This window comes from Pseudomonas sp. PB103 (assembly GCF_009764635.1).
In the GTDB taxonomy this organism is placed as follows: Bacteria; Pseudomonadota; Gammaproteobacteria; order Pseudomonadales; family Pseudomonadaceae; genus Aquipseudomonas.
On sequence record NZ_RWIL01000171.1, the window covers coordinates 23009 to 49368 of the forward strand.

General features: G+C 63.0%; 5 protein-coding genes (1 of these 5 cut by a window edge). 2 read left to right on the forward strand and 3 right to left on the reverse strand.

Annotation, left to right across the window (positions count from 1 at the left end):
• From EJA70_RS29385 to EJA70_RS29395, 3 genes are all read right to left on the reverse strand, one after another.
• Window positions 1–3686 carry the beginning of a non-ribosomal peptide synthase/polyketide synthase gene (locus EJA70_RS29385; protein ID WP_158836032.1) on the reverse strand. Its footprint begins 14158 nt before the window's first position, so the window shows 3686 of its 17844 coding nt (coding positions 1–3686); its start codon is at window positions 3684–3686; its stop codon lies beyond the left edge, outside the window.
• Window positions 3683–16693 (reverse strand): non-ribosomal peptide synthetase, encoded by a 13011-nt coding sequence (locus EJA70_RS29390; RefSeq protein ID WP_158836034.1) that lies wholly within the window; start codon window positions 16691–16693, stop codon window positions 3683–3685. The genes EJA70_RS29385 and EJA70_RS29390 overlap by 4 nt, the downstream gene beginning before the upstream one ends.
• Window positions 16694–16959: 266 nt before the next feature.
• The gene (locus tag EJA70_RS29395; protein WP_158836036.1) at window positions 16960–23370 is read right to left on the reverse strand and encodes a non-ribosomal peptide synthetase; all 6411 of its coding nucleotides are present in this window, start codon (window positions 23368–23370) and stop codon (window positions 16960–16962) included.
• 486 nt (window positions 23371–23856) lie between these two features.
• Here EJA70_RS29395 and EJA70_RS29400 point away from each other — a divergent pair, with 486 nt between their 5' ends.
• Both EJA70_RS29400 and EJA70_RS29405 read left to right on the forward strand, forming a co-directional pair.
• Window positions 23857–24651: a helix-turn-helix transcriptional regulator gene (locus EJA70_RS29400; RefSeq protein ID WP_158836038.1), complete on the forward strand. Its 795-nt coding sequence runs from the start codon at window positions 23857–23859 to the stop codon at window positions 24649–24651.
• Window positions 24652–24837: 186 nt separating this feature from the next.
• Complete coding sequence (locus tag EJA70_RS29405) at window positions 24838–26232, forward strand: efflux transporter outer membrane subunit (RefSeq protein ID WP_158836040.1); 1395 nt, start codon at window positions 24838–24840, stop codon at window positions 26230–26232.
• Window positions 26233–26360 lie beyond the last annotated feature (128 nt).

The window sequence follows — 26360 nt, forward strand, 5'->3', positions numbered from 1 at the left end:
CCACTGTCGAGCGGAGCAATCAGTACTTGCGCCTCATCATTGAACTGGGCAAAACGGCTGCGCAGGGTTTCATGCCGCGCGACGATGCGCGCCAAGGCTTGTTGCAGCGCAGGCTCATTCAGTTGGCCGCGCAGACGCAGGCCGATGGGAATGTTGTACGCGGTGTTGGCGCCTTCCATTTGCGCCAGAAACCACAAGCGTTGCTGAGCGAACGACAGCGGCAACGCACCGTCACGGGCCACCGCGACAATCTCCGGTTGCGTGCTGCGCCCGGCCTGCGCCACGGCCTCGGCGACCGCCGCCAGTTCGGCGTTGGCAAACAAATCACCCAGCGCCAGTTCGACGCCTAGGCGCTGGCGAACCTGGGACACCATGCGCATGGCCAACAGTGAATGGCCGCCAAGTTCGAAGAAGTGATCCTGACGACCTACTCGCTCGACTTGCAGCACCTGCGCCCAGATCTGCGCCAAGGCGCTTTCCAGCTCGTTGTGCGGCGCCTCGTATTCGCGGGTGAACAGCGCCGCACGCTCGGGTTTCGGCAGGGCCTTGCGATCGACCTTGCCATTGGCGGTCAACGGCAATGCATCGAGTCGGACGAAAGCCACCGGCACCATGTACTCCGGCAACTGCGTCAACAGGTGCGCACGCAACTCGGCCACGGCCAGCGGTTCGACTTGGCTCTGCTCGGTGAAATAGGCCACCAGGCGTGGTTGCCCGGGTTGATCTTCTCGGGCCAGCAACACGGCTTCCTGAATGCCGGGCAATTGATTGAGGCGGGTTTCGATTTCGCCGAGTTCGATGCGCACGCCACGGATTTTCACCTGATCGTCGTTACGCCCCAAGTAGTCAATTGTGCCGTCGGCGCGCCAGCGTGCGAGGTCGCCGGTGCGGTACATACGCGCATTCGGCGAGGGGCTGAACGGGTCATGCAGGAAGCGTTCGGCGCTCAGCTCGGCGCGGTTCAAATAGCCGCGCGCGACCCCGGCGCCGCCAACGTATAACTCGCCCATGACGCCAATCGGCACCGGACGCTGTTGTTCATCGAGCAGGTACACCGTGGCGTTGGCCACCGGTTTGCCGATGTGCAAGGCGTCGCCCGCCTCGATTCGCCCAGAGGTAGCGACCACGGTGGCTTCGGTCGGGCCGTAGTTGTTGATCACATCAAATTGCTGATTGCGGCTGAACTGGCGCAAGCGGTCGCCACCGATCAGCAGCGTACGCAGCGTCGGGTGTTCGAGGTTTTGGCTGAAGGCATATTCGGCCACCGGCGTCGGCAGAAAGCTCACATCCAGTGGTTGCGCGCGCCACCAGTCGAGCAGCGCATCGATGTCCTCGCTGCCCTCGTGAGTCGGTGCCAGGTGCAGGGTCGCGCCGGCGCACAACGCCGGCCAGACTTCCCAGGCCATGGCGTCGAAACCGAAGCCGGCAAGGCTTGAGGTGTGGCGACCAGCGCACAGATCAAACGCGCTGCAATGCCAATCGACCAGATTCGACAAGGTGCGGTGTTCGACCATCACGCCTTTGGGCAGGCCGGTGGAACCGGAGGTGTAGATCACGTAGGCCAGATTCGCAGTGGTCAGGCCCGGCACGTGCGGATCAGAGGTTTCGCTGATCGGCCAGCTCAGTGGATCGAGATCGATCACCGGCACTTCCAGCGCCGGCAAACGCTCGCGCAGAGCGTTCTGGGTGAGCACGGCGACGGGCGCGCTGTCGCTGAGCAAGTAATGCAGACGCTCGGCCGGGTGCGCCGGGTCGACCGGCACATAACCGGCGCCCGCCTTGAGTATCGCCACCATCCCGACCAGCGTATCGAGGCCTCGGCGGGCGACGATGGCGACGCGATCGTCGGGCTTCACCCCCAGTGCAATCAGGTGATGGGCCAAGGCGTTGGCCTGCCGGTTGAGCTCGGCATAGCTCAATTGCTCAGCTAAAAACTGTGCTGCCACAGCTTCTGGCCGCTGCGCCACTTGCGCTTCGAAACGTTGAGCGATGGTCAGCGTTGCCGGGTAGTCGGCGTGAGTGGTATTGAACGCCAACAGCACCTGCTGGCGCTCCGCCGCCGGCAGAATCGGCAATTGGTTGATCGCAGTATCGGGCGCCTGCTCCAGTGCCAACACCACACTTTCCAGGGCGCAGTGCAGGTAATCGCAGATGCGCTGGGGGTCGACCTCGGTGGTGGCCAGCAATGTCAGGCTGAACGCGTCGCCGAAATCATCGATACTCAGGGTCAGCGGATAGTTGGTACGTTCTTCGGAACTGATGGTGCTGATGCCTTGCCACGCGGCGAGAGTTTCAGCACTGGCCGTCGCCGCCGTGTGGCTGTGACGGTAATTGAGCAAGGCACTGAACAACGGCGTCGGCGCGACCACGCCGCTGCAACGCTGGGCCAGTGCCAGCGGCGCGTGTTCGTGACGCATCAGCGTGGTCAGGTGTTTGTGGGTCGCCTCCACCGCCGCACGCACGCCTTGCGCATCGACATCGACCCGCAGCGGCAAGGTGTTGATGAAGATCCCCAGCGCCCGTTCGGTGGCTTCGGCGCCCTGCATGCGCCCCATTAGCACCGTGCCGAAGACCACGCTTTCTTTGCTGGTGAGCGCCGCCAATACCTGCGCCCAGCCCAGATGAAACAGGCTCGCCGCGCTCACGCCGAGCTGCCGCGCCTGCGCGCGCAGACGCTGGCCGAGCAGCGGGTCGATCGGCAGGCTCAGCTCGGCGATGCCGAGGCCGTCACCCTGCACATCCTGCAAACCGTACGGCAGCGTCGGCTCGGCAATGTCAGCAAGCATCTCGCGGAAAAACGCCTCGTGCTCGGCCTCACTGATGCCCAGCCGCGCTTGCGCGACGTAATTGCGAAACGGCACCGGGCGCCCGAGCGATTGATCCTGGCCGGTAAGGCAGGCGAGCAGTTCGTGACGCACCACGTCGAGCGCCGAGTGATCCAGCGCCATGTGATGGAACAACAACGTCGCGACCACGCGCTGGCCGTCCTCATCCCACGCGTAGGCCAGTCGCATCATCGGTGCGTGTTTGACGTCGAGACGGAAATGCCGCGCATCGAAGCGCTCGTGCAATTGCTGCAGTACAGCGCTTTCGCTGTCGTCCACCGCGACTTCTTCCACCGGCAACTGCGCTTGACGCCAGACCACTTGCAGCGGCACGTCCAGCCCCTCCCAATGCACCGCCGTGCGCAGGATGTCGTGGCGATCGATGACCTTTTGCAACGCCTGGGCAAAATCCTGCAAGCGCTCACGGCTGCTGAACGCGAAGTACGATTGCATGACGTACGGATCGCCCTGCTCATTGCTGGCGTGGTGATAGAGAATGCCTTCCTGCAACGGCGCCAGGGGATAGATGTCCTGCACGTTGGCGGCGCCGCCCGGTACCTCGGCAATCAAGCGGTCGAGGGTTGGCTGATCGACTTCAGCCAGGGTCACCATCGCTGGGGTGATGTGCGTAGTGCCGGGAAGAATGCCGTTGGCCGGAACCTCGATCTGGCCGACGCGGGTGGCTGAATATTGGCCGGCCTTGATCAGCTCGATCAACGCCGGTTTGTGCTCACGCAGCGCGGCCAGCAGCGCCGGATCGCTCAACGCCTGGTTGTTGCCATTGACGCGCAATTGCTCGTCGGTCACCGCCAACTGAATGTCTTTTGCCTTCAGGGTTGCCAACAGTTCGAGCACATTCACAGGACGATCTCCATTCTTTCGGTAATTGCGGCGTAACCGGCCAGGGTCGGTTGTTCAAACAACGCCCTGACGTCGGCTTCCATGCCTTCCTGACGCAACCGGCCGATCAGACTGACCGCCATCAGCGAGTGACCGCCCAGCTCAAAAAAGTGATCGTGACGCCCTACCCGCTCGACGTTGAGCAGTTCGGCCCAGAGCCGTGCAAGGGTGATTTCGACGTCACCGACCGGGGCTTCGTATTCGCGGGTTTTCAGCGCTTGCCGGTCTGGCGCCGGTAGCGCCTTGCGGTCGAGCTTGCCATTGGGGCTCAGCGGCAAAGCGTCGAGATGCACGAACACGGCAGGCACCATGTAGTCCGGCAAATTTTCCAGCAGATGGGCGCGCAGTACGTCTATTTCCAGCCGCTCACCGGTGTAATAGGCAACCAGACGTTTATCGCCAGGCATGTCTTCTCGGGCGATCACCACGGCTTCCTGCACACCTTCGATCTGGGCAAGACGTGCCTGAATTTCGCCCAGTTCAATGCGCAGACCGCGAATCTTCACCTGATCATCGTTACGGCCCAGGTATTCGATATTGCCGTCAGGCCGATATCGCGCGACGTCGCCGGTGCGATACATCCGCCCGTTCGGATGGAAAGGATCATCGAGGAAACGTTCGGCACTCAACTCACTCCGGTTCAGATAACCGCGCGCCACCTGCACGCCAGCGATGTACAGCTCGCCGATCACGCCTTGCGGCACCGGTTGCTGTTGCGCATCGAGGATGTACAGGCGGGTGTTGGCGATCGGTTTACCGATCGGCGTGTTGTCCGGGGTCTGCTCGATTGGTCCGGCGCAGTTCCACGCGGTGACATCGACGGCGGCTTCAGTCGGGCCGTAGAGGTTATGCAACTCGCTGCCCGTTAACTGGAGTTTGAAACGTCGCACCAGACTGCCCGGCAACGCTTCACCGCTGCACATCACCCGACGCACGCCGTCGCAGCGCGCGGTGTCGCTGTTGGCGAGGAACACGTCGAGCATCGACGGCACAAAGTGCAGCGTGGTGATGTGTTCACGTTCGATCACTTCGCTCAGATATTGCGGATCCTTGTGCCCGTCTGGCCGTGCCATGACCAGTCGCGCGCCGGTCATCAACGGCCAGAAGAACTCCCACACCGACACGTCGAAGCTGAACGGAGTTTTCTGCAACACCGAATCGGCAGCCGTCAGGCGATAAGCGTCCTGCATCCACAACAAGCGGTTGACCACACCGGCATGCTCATTGACCACGCCTTTCGGTTGGCCGGTGGAGCCGGAGGTGTAGATCACGTAGGCAGTGTGTTGTGGGGTCAGCGCCGGAATTTGCGGATTGTCGGCGGACAGTGATTGCCAGGTATTCTGGTCGAGATCGACCGCCTTGATATCCCCCAGCAACTCGCGGGTCGCCGCGTGTACCAACACCACGGCCGGCGCGCTGTCTTCGAGCATGTAGGCGAGGCGCTCCGGCGGATAGGCCGGATCCAGCGGCACATAACCGGCACCGGCCTTGTTGATCGCCAGCAAGCCAACAACCATTTCCAGGCTGCGTTCGACGCAGATTGCCACCCGTGAATCCACTTGCACGCCGAGGCTGATCAAGTGCCGGGCCAAGCGGTTGGCGCGCTCGTTCAACTGCGCGTAGCTCAATGTCTGATCGTCGGCGACGACGGCCACAGCCTGTGGCGTGCGTCGCACCTGCGCTTCGAACAAGCCGTGCAGCGTCTGCTGCAAGTCGTAATCGACGGCGGTGTCGTTGCGGCCGAACAGCATCGCCTGCCGCTCCTCGTCCGCCAACACCGTCAGGCGATTCAACGGTTGCTGCGGAGTGTGCTGCAACGCTTCAACCAGCGCGAACAGCGCGTTCTCCATGTACTGGCCAATACGTGCCGCACCGATGCGCGACGGGGTCATCACTGTCAGTTGGAAGCCGCTGCCCAGATCATCGACGTTGAGGGTCAACGGGTAATTGGTGCGTTCCTCGCCGGCGAGGGATTCGATGCCCTGCCAGGCCTCACGCTGGGTATTTTGCTGAGCTTCGCTGTCGCTATGACGGTAATTGAGCATCGCGCTGAACAGCGGCGACGGCGCCGCGACACCGCTGCAACGCTGGGCCAACGCCAGCGAGGCATGTTCGTGGGCCAACAGCGCACTGAGCCGCGCGTGCGTCGCCTTGACCCCGGCGCGCACGTTGCTTTCGTCAATGTCCACGCGCAATGGCAAGGTGTTGATGAACATGCCCAGCCCACGATCCGCGCCCGCCCCACCCTGCATGCGGCCGAGCAACACCGTGCCGAAGACCACGCGCTCCTGAGCGGACGTTGCCGCCAGCACCCGCGCCCAGGCGAGATGGAACAGGCTGGCGACACTGACGCCAAGCAACCGCGCCTGACTGCGCAAACGCTGCGCCAGCACGGCGGGCAGCGGCTGGCAGACTTCCTCGATGTCATTGCCGTCGCCGTGCACGTCCTGCAAACCGAACGGCAGCGTCGGTTCGTCGATGTCGCCGAGCATCTCGCGGAAGAACACTTCGTGCTCTTGTTCACTGACACCAAGACGGGTCTGCGCGACATAATTGCGGTATGGCACTGCGGGCGCCGGCAATCGCTCATCGCCGCGCAAAATCGCCTGCATTTCTTCGCTGACCACCGCCAGCGCGGTGTGGTCCATGGCGATGTGATGGAACAACAGCATGGCAACCACGCGCTGATTGTCCGGATCGAGGGCATACACCAGACGCAGCAGCGGTGCCTGATCAAGCTCCAGACGCCAGTGGCGCGCATCGAAGCGCGCACGCAACTGATCGATGGCTTCACCCTGCGCGGGCGCCAGTGCCACGGCTTGTACCGGCAGCTCGGCATGGCGCCAGACCACTTGCACCGGCGCCGCGAGCCCTTGCCAGACAATCGACGTACGCAGGATGTCGTGGCGCGTCATGACCTGACGCAGCGCCGCCGCGAACCCTTGAAAACGCTCAAGGCTGTCGAAGGCCAGACATGATTGCAGCAGATACGGATCACCCTGCGCGGCGCTGAGGTGGTGATACAGAATCCCTTCCTGCAACGGCGCCAGCGGATAAATATCCTGCACATTGGCCGCACCACCCGGCACCGTGGCGACAATGCGTTCGACACTGGCCTGATCCAGTTGCACCAGCGGCAGCATGTCCGCAGTGATGTGCGTGCAATCGGCCGGAATCAGATTGTCCGGCACACTGACTTCGCGACCGCTGCCCACCGCCGCAGCCAGCGCAGCCAACGTCGGCTGGCTGAACAGCACACGCACGTCGGTGCTCAGATCGACCTGGCGCATGCGCTCGATCAGCGTCACCGCCAGCAAGGAGTGCCCGCCCAGTTCGAAAAAGTTGTCGTGACGACCGACCTGCTCGACCTTGAGGACGTCCGCCCAGATCTGCGCCAGCGCGATTTCCACCGAACCTTGCGGCGCGGCATATTCGCGGCTCAACCACGCCGTTTGATCCGGCTGCGGCAACGCCTTGCGGTCGAGCTTGCCATTGGCGGTCAGAGGGAGTGAGTGCAGGCGCACGTAAGCGGCAGGCACCAGCGCTTGCGGCAACTGCGCTTGCAGATGATTGCGCAGATCCTCGATGTCGACGCTCCGGCGTTCGGTAAACCACGCCAGCAACTGGCCGTCGCGCACCAGCACCACGCAATCCTGCACGGCTTCGTGAGCGCTCAACGCCGCTTCGATTTCGCCCAGCTCGATGCGCACGCCGCGCAGTTTGACTTGATCATCGTTGCGCCCCAAGTATTCGACGGTGCCATCCGCGAGCCAGCGTGCGAGGTCGCCGGTGCGGTACATGCGCGCCTGCGGTTCGTCGCTGAACGGGTCGTCGAGGAAGCGCTCGGCAGTCAGCTCGGGACGATGCAGATAACCGCGCGCCACACCGGCACCGCCGACATACAACTCGCCCGCAACGCCAACCGGTACCGGGCGCTGCTGATCGTCGAGCAGGTAAATTTTCGCGTTGGCCATCGGCCGACCGATGTGCAGCACCTGCCCGGTTTCTACCGCACCAGAAGTCGCGACCACCGTGGCTTCGGTCGGGCCGTAGTTATTGATCACCGCGAAGGTCTGTTCACGCGGGAACTGCCGCAGCTTGTCGCCACCGATCAACAGCGTGCGCAAGGTCGGGTGGCCGAGCTCGCGACTGAACGCATACTCGGCAACCGGCGTCGGCAGGAAACTCACCTGCAACGGCTGCGTACGCCACCATCGCAGCAACTCGTCGAGGTGCTCGTTGCTCACCGTTTGCGGCGGCAGGTGCAGGGTCGCGCCCACGCACAACGCCGGCCAGACCTCCCACGCCATGGCATCGAAACCGAAGCCGGCGACGCTCGACGTGTGGCTGCCGGCGCGCAGGTCGAAGGCCTCGCAGTGCCAGTGCACGAGGTTTTCCAGCGTCGCGTGTTCGACCATCACGCCCTTCGGCTGCCCGGTGGAGCCGGAGGTGTAAATCACGTAGGCCAGATGCGCCGGGGTCAGCGTCGGCACTTGCGGATTGCTCACGGACAGCTGTTGCCAGGTCGGATTGTCCAGATCAATCAGCGGCACTGCGCCGAGCAAATCAGCGGTCGAAGCCTGTGCCAGCACCACCATCGGCGCGCTGTCCTGCAACAGATAGGCGATGCGTTCCGCCGGGTACGCCGGATCGACCGGCACATAACCGGCGCCGGCCTTGAGGATCGCCAGCAACGCGACGAGCATGTCCGGGCTGCGGCGCAGGCACACGGCGATGCGGTCATCGGGCTGCACGCCGAGGCCGAGCAAGTGATGGGCCAGGCGATTGGCGCGCTGATTGAGCTCAGCGTAGGTCAGTTGCTGACCGCCCTGAACCACTGCCAGTGCCTCCGGCTGCTGCTCGGCCTGAACCTCGATCAAACGGTGAATCGTCGTGCTACGCGGATAGGCCGCGGAGTGCGGGTTGAAGCCGAGCAGCAAGTGCTCGTATTCCGCCACCGGAAGCACTGGCAAACGGTTGAGCGGACGTTGCGGCGTCTCTTCCAGTGCCGTCACCAGATGCTCGAGCGCGGTGTGCATGTAACTGCAGATCCGCTGCGCGCCGATCTCTGCGACCGCGAGCACATTGAGGGCAAAGGCTTCGCCCAGATCATCGACCGACAGGGTCAGCGGATAATTACTGCGCTCCTCGCCACCGAGCATGCGCACGCCTTGCCAGATACCTTGGTCATCACGCGGCTGTTGTGCGGCGGCGCTGTGCCGGTAATTGAGCAAGGCGCTGAACAGCGGTGCGGAGCCGGCGATGGCCGTGCAACGCTGGGCCAGCGCCAACGAAGCGTGCTCATGACCGAGCAGCGCCGTCAGCCGTGCATGGGTGGTTTTCACCCCGGCGCGCACGCCTTCAGCGAGATCGACGCGCAGCGGCAAGGTGTTGATGAACACCCCCAACGTGCGGTCGGCGCCCTCGCCGCCCTGCATCCGCCCCATCAACACCGTGCCAAAGACCACGTCGCGGCGCCCGCAGACCACGCCCAGCACCTGCGCCCAGGCCATGTGCATCAGGCTCGCCGGGCTGACGCCCAATCGCCTGGCCTGTTCCCGCAGACGCAGATTGAGCGCGGCATCGACCGGCTGCAGCGCTTCTTCGATGCCACGCCCGTCGCCCTGAACATCCTGCAGACCGAAGGGCAAGCTCGGCTCATCGATATCGCCGAGCATCTCGCGGAAGAACGCCTCGTGCTCCTGCTCATCGGCGCCCAAGCGTGCCTGCGCCACATAGTTGCGGTAAGGCATCGGCGGCGTCAGCGTGTCGAGTTGATCGAACATCAGCGCATGCATTTCCCGGCCAATCACCTCCATCGCGGTGTGGTCGAGAATCGAGTGATGGAACAGCACGATGGCGACGATTCGCTGTTGCAACGGATCTTCGGCGTAGACCATGCGGATCAGCGGCGCCAGCGTCAGATCGAGGCGGTAATGCCGCGCGTCGAAACGTGCGTGCAACTGTTCGAGAATGTCGCCATCCCGAACATCCAGCGACACCTGCTGCACAACCATCCGGGCCTCGCGCCAGACCACTTGCTGCGGGCTGGGCAAGCCTTCCCAGACCACGCTGGTACGCAGAATGTCGTGGCGGACGATGACCAGCTGCAAGTGTTCGGCGAAGGTCTGCAAACGTTGGAGGCTGTCGAAGGCCAGACGTGATTGCAGCAGGTACGGATCGCCCTGCTCGGCACTCAGGTGGTGATAAAGAATGCCTTCCTGCAGCGGTGCCAGCGGATAGATGTCCTGCACATTGGCAGCGCCGCCGGGCACCGTCGCGACGATGCGCTCGATGCTGGCCTGATCCAGCGTGGTCAGGGTGAGCATGTCGGGCGTGATGCGGGTGCAAGCGGCCGGAATCAGATTGGCCGGCACCTCGATTTCCCGTCCACTGCCCAAGGCCCGTGCCAGCGCAGCCAGGTTCGGCTGATTGAACAGCACGCGCACATCGGCGCTCAAACCGGCCTGACGCATGCGCTCGATCAGGCTAACCGCCAACAGCGAATGGCCGCCCAGTTCGAAGAAATTGTCGTGGCGGCCGATCTGCTCGATGTTCAGTACGTCGGCCCAGATCTGCGCGAGTGCCACTTCGACGGGGCCTTGCGGCGCTTCATATTCACGGCTGAGCCACGCGTCCTGATCCGGCTCGGGCAAGGCCTTGCGGTCGAGTTTGCCGTGGGCGGTCAGCGGCAGGCTGTCCAGGCGCACGTAAGCCGCGGGCACTAAAGTGTCAGGCAGTCGCGCTTGCAGATGCTGGTGCAAGGCGCTGATCTCGACCGACTCGATTTCAGTGAACCAGGCGAGCAATCGTCCGTCGCGCACCAGCACCACGCACTCGCGAACCGCATCGTGGGCACTCAGCACCGCCTCGATTTCACCCAGTTCAATCCGTACACCGCGCAGTTTCACCTGATCGTCATTGCGTCCCAGGTATTCGATGTTGCCATCGTCCAGCCAGCGCGCGAGGTCGCCAGTGCGGTACATCCGCGCGTGCGGTTCGTCGCTGAACGGATCGTCGAGGAACTGCGCAGCGGTCAGTTCCGGACGATTAAGATAGCCGCGCGCTACCCCGGCGCCACCGACATACAACTCGCCTTGCACACCGGTTGGCACGGGCTGTTGCTGACGGTCCAGCAAATAGACTTTGGCATTGGCAATCGGCCGGCCAATGTGCAGAACCCGCCCGGGCTCGATGCGCCCGGAAGTCGCGACCACCGTGGCTTCGGTCGGGCCGTAGTTGTTGATTACATCGAAGGTCTGATCACGCGGAAACTGGCGCAACTTGTCGCCACCGATCAGTAGCGTGCGCAGGGTCGGATGACCCAGCCCGCGACTGAACGCGTATTCGGCCACCGGGGTCGGCAGAAAGCTCACTTGCAACGGCTGCGCGCGCCACCATTCGAGCAATTCATCGAGGTGTGCGTTGCCGATCGACGCCGGCGGCAGATGCACCGTCGCGCCGACGCACAGCGCCGGCCAGACCTCCCACGCCATGGCATCGAAGCCGCAACCGGCGACGCTGGCAGTGTGGCTGTCGGCATACAGGTCGAAGGCTTCGGCGTGCCAGTGCACGAGGTTTTCCAGGGTACGGTGCTCGACCATCACGCCTTTCGGTTGCCCGGTAGAACCCGAGGTGTAGATCACGTAGGCCAGATTCGCCGGGGTCAGCCCCGGCTGTTGCGGATTATCGTCAGGCAGGTGGCGCCAGTCGCTGGCGTGCAGATCAATCACCGGGACGGCGCCGAGCAGGTCGCGCGTCGAGGCCTGCGCCAGCACCGCGATCGGGTCGCTGTCCTGCAACAGGTAGGCGATGCGTTCAGCCGGGTAATCGGGGTCAATCGGCACATAACCGGCGCCGGCCTTGAGAATCGCCAGCAGCGCAACGAGCATGTCCGGGCCGCGACGCAGGCACAGCGCAACACGGTCATCGAGCTGCACGCCGAGGCCGATCAGGTGATGGGCGAGGCGATTGGCGCGCTGATTCAGTTCGCGGTAGCTGAACTGTTGCCCGCCCTGCACCACCGCCAGCGCCTCGGGATGCGCCAGGACTTGCGCCTCGAAGAGACGCGGCACTGTTTGTGCGGGCGGGTATTCACGACCGCTGATGTTGAAGCCGACCAGCACCCGTTGCCGTTCGCTTGGCGACACGATCGTCAGTTGCTGCAACGGCGCCGTCGGCGTGTACTCAAGTGCCGTGACCAGACTGTGCAACGCGGTTTGCAAGTAATCGCAGACCCGCGCCCCGTCCACCTGCGGCACCGCTTGCACGCTCAAACGGAAACCCTCGCCGAGGTCGTCGACACTGACCACCAGCGGATAATTGCTGCGCTCGCGCGAGCTGAGAATCTGCACGCCTTGCCACGTTACCGCGGCCGATTCCGGCGCACTGTGGCGGTAGTTGAGCAAGGTGCTGAACAACGTCTGCGAACCGCCGACACCGCTGCAACGCTGGGCCAGCGCCAATGACGCCTGCTCATGGCCGAGCAACTGCGCCAGACGCGCATGCGTGGCACGCACGGCGCTTTCTACCGAATCCGCACCGACGCTCACGCGCAACGGCAAAGTGTTGATGAACATGCCCAGCGCGCGATCAGCGCCCTCTCCGCCCTGCATGCGCCCCAGTAATACGGTGCCGAACACTACGTCTTGCTGGCCAGACACCTGCGCCAACACCTGAGCCCAGGCCTGATGCACCAGGCTGGCAACGCTGATCCCCAATCGCCGCGCCTGCTCGCGCAGACGTTGGCCGAGGCCGGCATCGAGGTCTGATTGGCTGTCGAGGATGTCGCTGCCATCGCCGTGTACATCCTGCAAACCGAACGCCACGGTCGGTTCGTCAATGTCGGCAAGCATTTCGCGGAAGAACGTCTCATGCGCCTGATCATCGGCGCCGAGCCGCGCCTGCGCGACAAACTGGCGGTATTGCACTGGCGGCGGCAAGTCGCTGCTGCGGCCGAGCATGACGTCGATCATTTCCGCGATCAGCACTTCCAGGGCCGTATGATCGAGGACGATGTGGTGCAGCAGAAGCATGCCGATCCAGCGTTTGTGCGGCTGATCTTCGGTGTAAGCGAAACGCATCAGCGGCGCGCGATTGAGGTCCAGTCGATAGTGGCGTGGATCGAAACGCGCCTGCATCTGCTCCAGCACATCGCCGTCGAGTTCATCGGCATCGACGCGTTCCAGCGCCAGTGGCGCCTCACGGCAGACCACTTGCACCGCCTCATCAAGCCCCTCCCAGAAAATGCCAGTGCGCAAAATGTCATGGCGTTTGATCACGCTGTTCAACGCACGGACGAAGGTTTTGATCTGGGCCAGGCCGTCGAAGGCAAATTGCGCCTGCAGCACGTACGGATCACCGGCGCTGGTCGCCAGATGGTGATAAAGAATCCCCGCCTGCAACGGCGCCAGGGCATAGATGTCCTGCACATTGGCGACACCGCCCGGCACGCTGGCAACCACGCGGTCGATCGCGACCTGGTCGAGATGAGCCAGCGGCAACATGGCCGGGGTAATGCGCGTGCAACCCGGTTCGATCAGGTTGTCCGGGACAACGATGGCACGTTCGCTGCTCAAGGTCGCCGCCAGCGCTGCCACGCTCGGCTGACCAAACAGTACGCGCACGTCACAATGCAAATCCTGCTGGCGCATACGCTCGATCAGCTTCACGGCCAGCAATGAATGACCACCGAGTTCGAAGAAGTTGTCATGGCGGCCGACCTGCTCGACACCGAGCAACGTCTGCCAGAGCCCGGCGATCAGGTTTTCCACGGCGCCAACCGGCGCTTCGAAACCACGACGGGCGAAGTCATCGCTGTCCGGTTGCGGCAGGGCTTTGCGGTCGAGCTTGCCATTGGCGGTCAGCGGCAAAGCGTCCAGACGCACGAAGGCGCTTGGCACCATGTACTCAGCCAGCGACACCAGCAGTTGATCGCGCAATTGCACGACATCCGGCGCCGCACCTGCGTCGGCCAGCCAATAAGCGACCAGTCGCTGATCGCCGGGGCTGTCCTCACGGGCAATCACCACGGCTTCGCGCACGCCTGCGCAGGCAGACAGGCGCGCTTCGATTTCGCCCAGTTCAATGCGGAAACCGCGAATTTTCACCTGATCGTCGTTGCGCCCCAGGTATTCGAGGCTGCCGTCAGCGGCCCAGCGCGCCAGGTCGCCGGTTTTGTACAAGCGCGCCTCGGCGTTTTCGCCGAACGGATCATTGATGAAGCGCTCGGCGGTCAGCGCTTCGCGATTCAGATAACCGCGCGCCACGCCGGCCCCGCCGACATACAACTCGCCAATCACGCCGACCGGCACCGGTTCGCGCAGCGCATCGAGGACATACAGTTGCAGGTCGGGAATGCGCACGCCAATCGGGCTGACGCCGAGCAACTGCGCGTCGGCGGCTTGCAGCGGCCGATAGGTCACGTGCACCGTGGTTTCGGTGATGCCGTACATGTTCACCAGCCGCGTTCCGGCATTGCCGACCCGCGCGTACCACGGTTTGAGCAGGCCCGGTTCCAGCGCTTCACCACCGAAAATCACTTCCCGCAAGGAGTGCTGCAACGTGCTGCGACCCTGCGCGGCGATCAGTTGGCGGAACGCACTCGGCGTCTGGTTGAGCACGGTCACGCCGGTTTCGCAGAGCAATGCGTAGCAGTCGTCGGGTGCGCGGCTGACGGCTTGCGGGATCAGTAGCAATTGCCCGCCGAACGCCAGCGCGCCCCAGATTTCCCACACCGAAAAGTCGAAGGCGAAGGAATGGAACAGCGCCCAGGTGTCCTGTTGATTGAACTGAAACCAGTCATGGGTGGCAGAAAACAGCCGCGCCACGTTACCGTGCTCGACCATCACACCTTTGGGCAAACCGGTGGAGCCCGAGGTGTAGATCACGTAAGCCAGATGCGCCGGGGTCAGTTCGGGGATCTGCAGATTGCTGTCGAGTTCGGCCTTGAGCTGGCCGCTGTCGAGGTCGATCTGCGGCACGTCGAGATCGGCGACGCACTCGCGCGTCGCGGCTTGCAGGAGCACTGCTGCCGGGGCACTGTCCTGCAAGGTGAAATGAATACGCTCCAGTGGATAGGCCGGGTCGATCGGCACGTAACCGGCGCCAGCCTTGAGTATGCCGAGCAGGCCGATGATCATTTGCGGGCCGCGTTCGACGCAGATGGCCACGCGGTCGTCAGGGCGAATGTTCCGCGCCAGCAAATGGTGGGCGACCTGATTGGCGCGGCGGTTGAGTTCGCCGTAGCTGAGCGTCTGCCCGTCGAAAATCAGCGCCGTGGCGTCAGGTCGGGCCTGCGCGTGGGCTTCGAATTGCTGGTGGATCAGCAGCTTTTCGGGGAACTGCGTTAGCGGGGAATTGATGCCGCGCAGCAGTTGTTCGCGTTCGCTGGCAGGGAGGATTTTCAGCGCTTGCAGTGCCACATCGGCGCTGGATTGCAGGGCCGCCGTCAGACTTTCCAGCGCCGTGTTCAGGTACGCGGCCATGCGCTCGGCACCCAGTGCCGCATCCGCCAGCGCGGTGATGCGCAAATCCACACCAAGGTCATCGATATTGATCGTCAGCGGATAGTTGGTGCGCTCGCGGGCACCCAACACCTGCACACCGGGGGCGATATCGACCACGTCAGCGACTTCTTCGACGCTGCTGTGCCGGTAGTTGAGGATCGCACTGAACAATGGCGTCGGTACCGCGACGGCGCTGCAACGTTGGGCCAAAGCCAGCGAAGCTTGCTCGTGGGCCAGTAAAGCAGTCAGGCGCCGATGAGTCGCCAGCACGCCAGCGCGCACGCTTTGCTCACCGACATCAACGCGCAGCGGCAAGGTGTTGATGAACATCCCCAGTGCCTGCTCGCCGCCCTCGCCCGCGTCCATCCGCCCCAGCAGCACGGTGCCGAACACTACCGCCGTGCGCCCGGACAATTGCCCCAGCACGCGGGCCAGGGCCAGATGCGTCAGGCTCGCGACACTCACGCCGAGCTGCCGCGCCTGCTCGCGCAACTGCCGGCTCAAGCGACTGTCGAGCAGCAACGCGGCTTCCTCGATGGCGTGGCCGTCACCCTGCACATCCTGCAAACCACACGGCAGCGTCGGCTCGTCGATGTCGGCGAGCATCTCGCGGAAAAACGCCTCTTGCGCCTGCTCATTGCCGGCACTGCGCGCCATCGCCAGGTGATCGCGGTACGGCACGGCCGCAGGCACTTGCGCAGTCTGCCCGAGCAGAAATGCCTGGATTTCCCGGCGCATTACATCCAGCGCAACGTGGTCCATGATCATGTGATGAAACAGCAACAACGCGACTACGCGGCCCTGAGCGGGATCCTGCGCGTAGACCATGCGCAGCAGCGGTGCTTGCTGCATATCGAGGCGAAAGTGCTGCGGGTCGTGACGCTCCAGCAACTGCGTGAGCACATCGCGGTCGCCGTCGACGCTGATTGCCTCACACACCAGCGGCGCCTCGCGCCAGACCACTTGCACCGCTTCGTCGAGGTATTCCCAAACAAACGAGGTGCGCAGAATATCGTGACGCTTGACCACCCAGCGCAGCGCGTCGGCGAAGGCGTCCAGCCGTTGCTGACTGTCGAACACGAAGCGCGCCTGAGAGATGTAGGGATCGCCGGCAACCGCCGAGAGATGGTGATAAAGCATGCCCTCCTGCAACGCGGACAGCGGATAAATGTCCTGCACGTTGGCCGCACCACCCGGCACTGTGGCGACGATGCGGTCGAGGGCATCCTGCGCCAGGTTCACCAGTGGCAGCATGTCCGGGGTAATGCGAAAGGCCGGGCTCAGCCAGTCACCGCCGTGTTCGGCGACCAGTTCCAGCAATTGCGCCTTGTGCGCCGCGAGGCTGTCCCACAACACGTCATCCAGCGCGTCGTCGCTGCCCAGAATGACCAGGTCTTCATCTTCCTGTTGAAGGCGGATCGCATGGGTGGAAATAACAGCCATCAGTTCGCTGAAATGCATGAGGTAACCTGCTGTAAATACGAAAAAAAAGGAGCGCGCAGCAGCGAGTCCGTGCACGCGGCGCGCAGCCTGGAAAAACTAAAACATCGGGGCGTGGGTGTCTGACATGGGAAGCGGGGACAAGCCGCCCTGCCCATTAGCCGTAGCGCCTCGCTAACCCCTGTAGGAGCTGCCGCAGGCTGCGATCTGTTGATCTTGCTTTTAAAAACAACATCAAAAGATCGCAGCCTTCGGCAGCTCCTACAGGGAGGGTTCAGACTGCGAGGTCAGAGGCGGCGTTTGCGGTCGAGGTTGGGGATGGTGGTCTGGGCGATTTCGACCTGCCTGGCCTGCCGCGAGGTCTGGGCCGCCAGCGCGGCCAGTGTCGGCTGGCTGAACAGCGTCCGCGCATCGACATGCAGCCCGGCCAGACGCATGCGCGCGACCAGACTCACCGCCAGCAACGAATGCCCGCCCAGTTCGAAGAAATTGTCGTCGCGCCCCACCTGCTCGACCTTGAGCACCTGCGCCCAGATCTGCGCCAAAGCTGTTTCAACGTCGCCTTCGGGTGCCGCATAAGGCCGGCTGAGCAGTGCCTCCGCCCCCGGTTCCGGCAAGGCCTTGCGATCAATTTTGTCGTTGGGTGTCAACGGCAGCGCCGCCAGCAGCACGTAAGCGCCGGGCACCATGAACTCCGGCAACCGCGCCAACACATGCGCGCGCAACGCTTCAAGTGTCGGTGCAGCCGACTCGGCACGCACGCTGTAATAAGCCACCAGTCGCTCATCGCGCACCAGCACCACCGCCTCACGAATGGCCGGATGCTCCAGCAGACGCGCTTCAATCTCGCCCAGCTCAAGGCGAACCCCGCGCAACTTGACCTGAAAATCATTGCGCCCGAGAAACTCGAGATTGCCATCAGCGCCGTAACGCACCAGATCCCCGGTGCGATACAAACGATCTCCGACCACGAATGGGCTGTCGATAAAGCGTTCGGCCTGCAGTTGCGGCAGCCCCAGATAGCCTCGCGCCACGCCCACTCCGCCAATGTGCAAATGCCCGCTGACGCCAAGCGGCACCGGTTGATCGCAGGCATCAAGGACATACAGCCGCGTGTTGCTCAGGGCCTTGCCGATCGGCACCAGTGTTGGCGGCAGCGGCTCGCCGGGTTCCAGGGTCCAGCCGCTGCTGTCGACCGTGGTTTCGGTCGGCCCGTAGACGTTGTGCAGGCGCACCCACGGCAGGCGTTCACGCACTTGCCGGGCCAGCGCAACGGTCAACTCGCCGCCACCGTTGAGTACGTCGGTGAGGCTGGTGCACTGGCTGACGTCGTCCTGGTCGATGAACTGCTGCAACAGCGCCGGGACGAACTTGACCACGGTAATGTTCTGCTCGCGAATCACTTGCGTCACATACGCCGAATCGCGATTACCATCGGCGCGCGCAAGGATCAAGCGCATGCCCGAGCACAGCGGCCAGAAGATCTCCCACACCGAACTGTCGAAACTGTACGGGGCCTTTTGCAGCAACGCGCCGTGTTCGGTGGGCGGCGCCAGTTGCGAGCCCCAGTGCACCATGTTGCAGGCGCTGCGGTGCTCGATCATCACGCCTTTGGGTGTGCCGGTGGAGCCGGAGGTGTAGATCATGTAGGCCAGATTGGTCGCGCCGAGACCCGGCACCTGCGGATTGTCGTGCGGCTGGTCCTGCCAGGCGCCGAGGTCGAGATCGATCAGCGGCACGCCGGGTTCGCCGAGCAGATCGCGCGTCGCGGCATGCACCAGCAGCGCGACCGGCGCACTGTCCTGCAGCATGTAGTTCAGCCGTTGCAGCGGGTAATCCGGATCGAGCGGCACATACGCACCGCCAGCCTTGAGAATGCCCAGCAGACCGACCACCAGTTCCGGCCCGCGCTCGACGCAAATCGCTACCCGCGAATCAGGCTGAACGCCCAACCCGCGCAGGTGATGGGCCAAGCGGTTGGATTGCTCGTTCAGTTCGCGATAGGTCAGGCACTTCTCGGCGAATTGCACCGCAATGGCATCCGGCTTGCGCAGAACCTGTTGTTCGAACAGCGCCTGCAGCGGCTGGTCCATCGGGCAATCGACTGCCGTATCGTTGAACTCGAACAGCAGCTGTTGCAGCTCCTGTTGCGGCAGCAACGGCAGACTGTTCAACGGCCGTTGCGGGGTAGTTTCCAACGCCTCGACCAAACCGTTCAAAGCGGCCTGCACGTAAGCGCAAATCCGCTGCGCGCCAATGCTCGACAAGGTTCTGCTGGTCAGCCTCAGGCCGGTGCCGAAGTCATCGACACTCAAGGTAAACGGGTAGTTTGTGCGTTCCTCGTTGGCCAACGTCTCGATGCCCTCCCAGGTTTGCCGGGAGGTGTCTTGCTCGACATCATCGCTGTGCCGGTAGTTGAGCAAGGCGCTGAACAGCGGCGCGGGTGCGGCGACGCCACTGCAACGCTGGGCCAGCGCCAACGAGGCATGTTCATGGCCGAGCAAAGCGCTCAGCCGTGCATGGGTGGATTTCACCGCGTTGCGTGCGCCTTCGCCGACATCGACCCGCAGCGGCAAGGTGTTGATAAACACCCCCAGCGCACGGTCGGCCCCCGCGCCACCCTGCATGCGGCCCATCAGCACCGTGCCGAACACCACACTTTGCTGGCCGGACGTCGCCGCCAGCACCTGCGCCCAAGCGAGGTGGATCAGGCTGGCAACGCTCACGCCGGCCACACGTGCCTGTTGTTGCAGGCGCGGGTAAAGATCGCTCGCCAGGGTTTGCTCGGCTTCTTCGATGTTGCTGCCGTCGCCCTGGACGTTCTGCAAAGCGAACGGCAAGGTCGGTTCGTCGATGTCGCCGAGCATCTGCCGAAAGAACTGCTCATGCTCCTGCTCGCTGACGCCGAATCGCGTTTGCGCCACATAGTTGCGGTACGGCACCGGTGCTGCCAGCGGTTCGCCGTGCCCGGACAGGCTGGCGTGAATTTCTTCGCGCATCGCCTCCAGTGCGACGTGATCCATTGCCAAGTGGTGGAACAGCAAACTGCCGACCACGCGGTTATTCGCGGGATCGCGGGCAAACATCAGGCGCAGCAGTGGAGCCTGACTCACATCGAGGCGATAGCGCCGCGCGTCAAAACGCTCGTGCAATTGATCGATGATCGCGCCGTGAGCAGGATCCAGTTCGACCTCCTGCACCGGCAGAAGCGCCTCGCGCCACACCACTTGCACCGGTGATGTCAGCCCTTCCCAGACCACTGCCGTGCGCAGGATGTCGTGGCGCGCCATGACCTGACGCAACGCAGCGGCGAAGGCCTCGACCCGCTCAATGCTGTCGAACGCCAGCAGTGATTGCAGCAGATACGGATCGCCCTGCGCGGCGGTGATGTGGTGATAGAGAATGCCTTCCTGCAACGGCGCCAACGGGTAGATGTCCTGCACATTGGCGGCACCGCCTGGCACGGTTGCGACGATACGCTCGATCATCGCCTGATCCAGTTGCACCAATGGCAACAGGTCCGGCGTGATGTGCGTGCAATCGGCGGCGATACGGTTGGCCGGCACCGCGACTTCGCGGCCGCTGCCCTCCGCCGCGGCCAACGCGGCCAGTGTCGGTTGGTTGAACAGCACCCGAACATCGCTGCTCATGCCGATCTGACGCATGCGTTCGATCAGGCCGACGGCCAGCAACGAGTGGCCGCCCAGCTCAAAGAAATGATCGTGACGCCCTACCCGCTCGACCTGCAGGACTTCGGCCCAGATCTGCGCCAGGGCAATTTCGACGTCACCTTGTGGCGCCTCGTTCTCGCGACGGATCAACGCTTCCGGCCCCGGAGGCGGCAGGGCCTGGCGGTCAAGCTTGCCGTTGGCCGTCAGGGGCAGACTCGCCAGACGAACGTAAGCGGCCGGCAACATGGCGGCTGGCAAGCGCGAGGTCAGGTGCGCATGCAGTTGCAGGATGTCCAGCGATTCACGTTCGGTGAACCACGCCAACAGCTGGCCGTCACGCACCAACACCACGGCTTCCTGAACCGCGTCATGGCTGGCGAGTGCCGCCTCGATTTCACCCAACTCGACACGCACCCCACGGACTTTCACTTGGTCATCGTTGCGACCGACGTACTCAAGGTTGCCGTCGGCGCGCCAACGAGCGAGATCGCCGGTGCGGTACATGCGCGCGCCTGGCAGTGCGCTGAACGGGTCGTCGAGGAAGCGTTCGGCCGTCAACTGCGGACGGTTCAGATAACCCCGGGCAACCCCGGCGCCACCGACATACAGCTCGCCGATGATGCCGATCGGCAGCGGGCGCTGTTGATCATCGAGCAAATAAGCCGTGGCATTACTCACCGGTTTGCCGATGTGCAACGTCTGCCCTGGGAGGATTAAACCTGAGGTGGCAACCACCGTGGCTTCGGTCGGGCCATAGTTGTTGATCACCGCAAAACCCTGCGCGCGGTTGAACTGGCGCAGGCGATCACCGCCGATCAGCAAGGTGCGCAAGGTCGGATGATCGAGTTGTTTGCTGAAGGCGTATTCGGCGACCGGCGTGGGCAAGAAGCTGACGTCCAGCGGCTGCGCCCGCCACCACGCCAGCAGCGCATCGATGTCTTCGCTGCCGTCGGATGCCGGTGAAAAATGCACCGTTGCGCCGGCACACAGCGCCGGCCAGACCTCCCACGCCATCGCGTCGAAACCGAACCCGGCCAGGCTCGACGTGTGCTGCCCCGGGCCGAGACCGAAAGCCGCGCAGTGCCAGTCGACCAGATTGCACAAGGTGTGGTGTTCGACCATCACACCCTTGGGCAACCCGGTTGAGCCGGAGGTGTAAATCACATAAGCGAGGTTATTCGTGGTCAACCCCGGCACCTCAGGATTGGTGACGCTGTCGAGTGACCACTCGCGCCGATCAAGCTCAATCACTGGCAGCGCTGTGGCGGGCAAACGCGCGCGCACATCGCTTTGCGTCAGCAGCGCCACCGGAGCGCTGTCACTGAGCAGATAACTCAGGCGCTCGGGTGGATGCGCCGGGTCGATCGGCACATAAGCGGCGCCAGCCTTGAGAATCGCCAGCAGCCCGACCAGGGTTTCCAGGCCTCTGCGGGCGACAATCGCCACCCGCCTATCGGGCCGTACGCCGAGGCCCAGCAGATGATGGGCCAGCGCATTGGCTTGCCGGTTCAGCTCGGCGTAACTCAGCGACCGCCCCTGATAAGTCGCGACCACGGCGTCCGGCTGTTCGGCCACGCGCGACTCGAAACGTTGATGAATTGTCCGGTTTTGCGGATAGCTGACTCGGGTGTCATTCCACTCATTCAACCGGGCGAGTTCTGCCGGGCTGTTCAGGTTGAAATCAGCGACGATCCGCTCAGGAGACTCCAGGCCTTGCTCCAGGATCAGCAACAAGTGCTCGGTGAACGACGCGATCTCATCAGCCGTGAAATAGCCTGGCGAATACACCAGATGCAGCCAGACCTTGTCGTTGTACCGGTTGCTGCGCAGGTGAATGGCCAGTGGTGTCGCTTCGTGCTGGTTGGAGACCTTGACGGAGTGTCCCAACGCCTCACCATAACGATATTGATGGTCGTCCTGCTCGTAGGACAGCGACAGCTCGAACAGTTGCGAACGGTCTTCACGCAATAGGCCCAACGCACGGTTCATCTCGCTCAGCGGGTAGCGTTGATGGCGGAAATCCTGCTTGAGGCCATCGCCGATTGCCTTGATCAATTCGCCAAAGGGCAGCGCTCGGCCAAAGCCCATGCGCATTGCGCTGACCTGGGTGAACAGGCCCAGCGTGCTTTTGAAACGGGCGCCGGAGCGATTGAGAATCGGCAAGCCGACCACCCACTCGTCGCGTTGCGCGGTGCGACTGAAATACACGTGCAGCGCCGCCAGCAACACATGAAACGCCGAGCCGCGCAACTGCCGCGCCGTGTCTTTCATGCGCTCGTGCAACGGGGTCGGAAACGCCTCGACATGGATGCGACCGGGCGCCGCTTCAGGGTCAAGGGGTTCGTGATGACGGGGGGTCAACAAGGGCTCGGGGACGCTGCGGTATTTGTCCAGCCAGTAGCGTTGATCAAGCTCATAGCGCGGTGACTGCTGGTAACGCGCGTCATCCTCGATGAAGCCGACATAGGACGGTGCTGCCCCCCCTGATTGCTCGCCGCGGCATAACGCGCTGTAGATTTCGCCCACCGACTTGAACAGCAGGCCGAACCCCCAGCCATCAATAATCAGATGGTGCGCCTGTGCCGCCAGCCAGTGACAATTGTGATCGAGGCGAATCAGACAGAAGCGGAACAACGCCTGCCCGTTCAACGTGTAAGGCTGGGCCATCTGCTGTTCGACCAACGCCTGTGCCGCCGACTGTGGATGGCGCTGGTCGCTGAAATCATGCAACGGCATAGCCACCGGCAGCGCCCGCGCAAATCCCTGCAACGGCAACCCATCGTCACTGACATCGCAGAGCAGAATCGTGCGCAAGGCATCGTTGGCTGCAACCAGTTGCTCAAGCGCCGAATGCAGCAACAACGGATCCAGCGGCCCGCTCAGTTCGACATAACCGCCAATGTTATACAGCGGCGAATCTCCGCGACTCAGTTGGTCCAGCCAGATATCCCGTTGGGCGGCAGTCAGCGGGAATGTCTCGACAGGCACGGACAGATCGTCCGCCACGTTGGCAGAAGTAGGCTGCATAAGATCCTTCTCATGTGATTTTGCCGGTATTCAAGCATCGGCCCTGACGCCGACATGACACCTGAAACCCGGACATCACTGCGCGCTTGGGCGTCCATCGACCTGATTGGCCTGACTGGCGCAGGTATTGTCGAAAAATTCGGAGAGGAAATACTGAAAAGCTTGTAGGAAAAGAGCCACACACCAGCGCTGCCATTTGCCCGCGCATTGTTGAGCCGCGATCACGCCGCACCCGGTTTTACGGGCTCGGACGTGACCGAGCAGTCACTTCCCGCCTGTCGGCAGCCCCAGACCCCGTCAGAACCCCGGCGCCAATCTTCAGAGATAGTGGCACTTTGTGTCCCTGTTTTCCCCTACAGACGTAGGACAAAGCCATGGGCTTAAATCCCGCCTCAGATCATGTTCAAGGAGAAATGACTGCGTGGGCGGCTTTTGCATAGACGGCGGACGATTCAGCGACGGCTCTGAACCAGGGATGACAAGGATATGAATCTGACCGGCAGTATTCGCAACATGGAAAACCCGCATTTTTACTGGCAACTGGGCGAACTGATTGCCAGCACCGGCAACGATCACTTCGCCACGAACATGTTCCAGTTGGTCGACACGCTGGTGCCAGTCAATCGGGTCGATCTAAGCGAGTGGACGCTGGACGAGCGACAGGCCAGCGTCCTCGAGATCAAGGCACTGGGCAGCGCCGGATTGCCGCAGACCTTGCCGCCGCCGGATCCGCTGGAGCGCCCGGACGATCATCCACTGCTGGAAAAGATGATCGAAATGAACGACTCGCTGTTGATTCAATTGAGAGCTTCGCTGCAATCGCAACACCCCTCGCACAGTGCTCATCAATGCAATCTGGTCTCGCGCACTTCCAATCGGCGCTGCGTCATTTCGTTTTACCGTCCGCGCACCCAGCGAGTGTTTTCCCTCCCGGAACTGTCGTTTCTCAAGAGTCTCTCCGACACCCTGCTGCCGCTGATCGAACGCCATGCGCAGATCAGTCGGCAAACCCTCGCCAGGCAACCGCACCAGCCTTTGGCCGAACTGGATCAGGCGCCGCTGGCGCAGGTGTTTGACGAACGTCTCGGGGTGAACGGGATTGTTCTGTCAGCGCGCGAGAAAGAGGTGTGCCTGGGCTTATTGACCGGCGGCACCGTGCCGCAGATGGCGGAAAAACTGCGGGTCAAGAACAGCTCGATCGAGACTTACCTCAAACGCGCCGCGGCGAAACTGGGAGTCAGCGGCCGGCATGGGCTGGCGAAATGGATGGCCGGGGCCTGAGCCGGTTCAAAATCCCCCACTGACTTAAACCCCCTGTAGGAGCTGCGCACGCTGCGATCTTTTGATTCTGCTTTTTTTAAAAACAAGATCAACAGATCGCAGCGTGCCGCAGCTCCTACAGGGAGGGTGTCTGGCTTATGGGTTGTTCACTACAAGCATCTGCTCTTTCTTGAACGAGGCTGTTCGATGTCGACGTTGCGATTTTCTCTGCTGTCCATGGCCATGCTGATGGCCGGCTGCTCCCTGATTCCTGACTACCAGCGGCCCGCAGCCCCCATTGCCGCGCAATACCCGACGCCGACGTTGGCCTCGGCCAGCACTGAAGACTGGCGCACGCTGTTCAACGAACCGGCGCTGCAACAACTCATCGCAAGCGCCTTGGTCAACAACCGCGACCTGCGCGTCGCGGCGCTCAATGTCGAAGCGTTCCAGGCGCAATACCGCATTCAACGGGCCGACCTGTACCCGGCGGTGTCGGCCAATGCCAGCGAATCACGCCAGCGCATGCCGCCGAGCGTGACCCAAGGCAAAGCGCTGATCAATTCGACCTACGCGGTCAACCTTGGCATCAGTGCCTACGAGCTGGACTTCTTCGGGCGGGTGCGCAGCCTCAGCGAACAGGCACTGCAAACCTGGCTGGCGACCGAGCAGGCGCGGCGCAGTGCGCAGTTGAGTCTGGTGGCGAACGTTGCCAACGCTTACCTGACCTGGCGCGCCGACCAGGAACTGCTGGAGCTGACCCGCGACACCCTCGCCGCCGACGAGCAGAGCCTGCACCTGACCACGCGCAACCGCGAGGCCGGCAAATCTTCGGCACTGGAACAGGCTCAGGCGCAAACCAGCGTCGACAGTTCACGGGCCAACCTGGCGCGTTATCAGCGCCAGGTCGCGCAGGACCTGAACAGCCTGACCTTGCTGGTCGGTACGCCGGTGTCGGCGTCCTTGCCCGGGCAACCACTGGCCAGCGATCTGGTCGAGCAACTGCCCGCTGGCTTACCCTCGGACTTGCTGCAGCGACGCCCGGACATTCTCCAGGCCGAATACAAACTCAAAGCCGCCAACGCCAATATCGGCGCGGCGCGGGCGGCGTTTTTCCCCAGTGTCAGCCTGACGGCGAACGCTGGCACTTCGAGCCGCGACCTCTCCGGGCTGTTTGCGGGCGGTTCTGGCGCCTGGACTTTTCAGCCACAAATCAGCCTGCCGATCTTCAACGCCGGCAGCCTGCGCGCAAGCCTCGATTATTCAAAATTGCAGAAAGACGTCGCTGTCGCCGAATACGAAAAATCGATTCAAACGGCATTTCAGGAAGTCGCCGACGGGCTCGCGGCGCGTGCCACCTATCAGCAGCAATTGCAGGCGCAACGCGATCTGGTTGCGGCCACGCAAACCTATTACAACCTCGCGCAGAACCGTTACAAGAACGGCGTCGACAGCAGCCTGACGTTCCTCGATGCGCAGCGTTCGCTGTTCAGTTCGCAACAGGGGCTGATCACCGACCGCCTCGCGCAACTGGTGGCCGAGGTCAACCTGTACACCGCGCTGGGCGGCGGCTGGCGGGGCGATGAATCGCGCGTGCAGTGAGCCTACGTCACTTTTTCTTACACCTTTTGTCGCCCTATCCCACACCGCATGGCGATCCGCAGCCGTCGTCTGGTCTCAGTTTGGTATCATGCGCCGCTTTTACGGTTAACCCCCCGCCAGTCCTGTCG

Excerpts from the sequence above, each read along its gene's own strand:
- EJA70_RS29400 (WP_158836038.1), top strand. The coding sequence starts at position 23,857 with ATGAATCTGACCGGCAGTATTCGCAACATGGAAAACCCGCATTTTTAC.
- EJA70_RS29405 (WP_158836040.1), top strand. The coding sequence starts at position 24,838 with ATGTCGACGTTGCGATTTTCTCTGCTGTCCATGGCCATGCTGATGGCC.
- EJA70_RS29395 (WP_158836036.1), bottom strand. The coding sequence starts at position 23,370 with ATGCAGCCTACTTCTGCCAACGTGGCGGACGATCTGTCCGTGCCTGTC.
- EJA70_RS29390 (WP_158836034.1), bottom strand. The coding sequence starts at position 16,693 with ATGCATTTCAGCGAACTGATGGCTGTTATTTCCACCCATGCGATCCGC.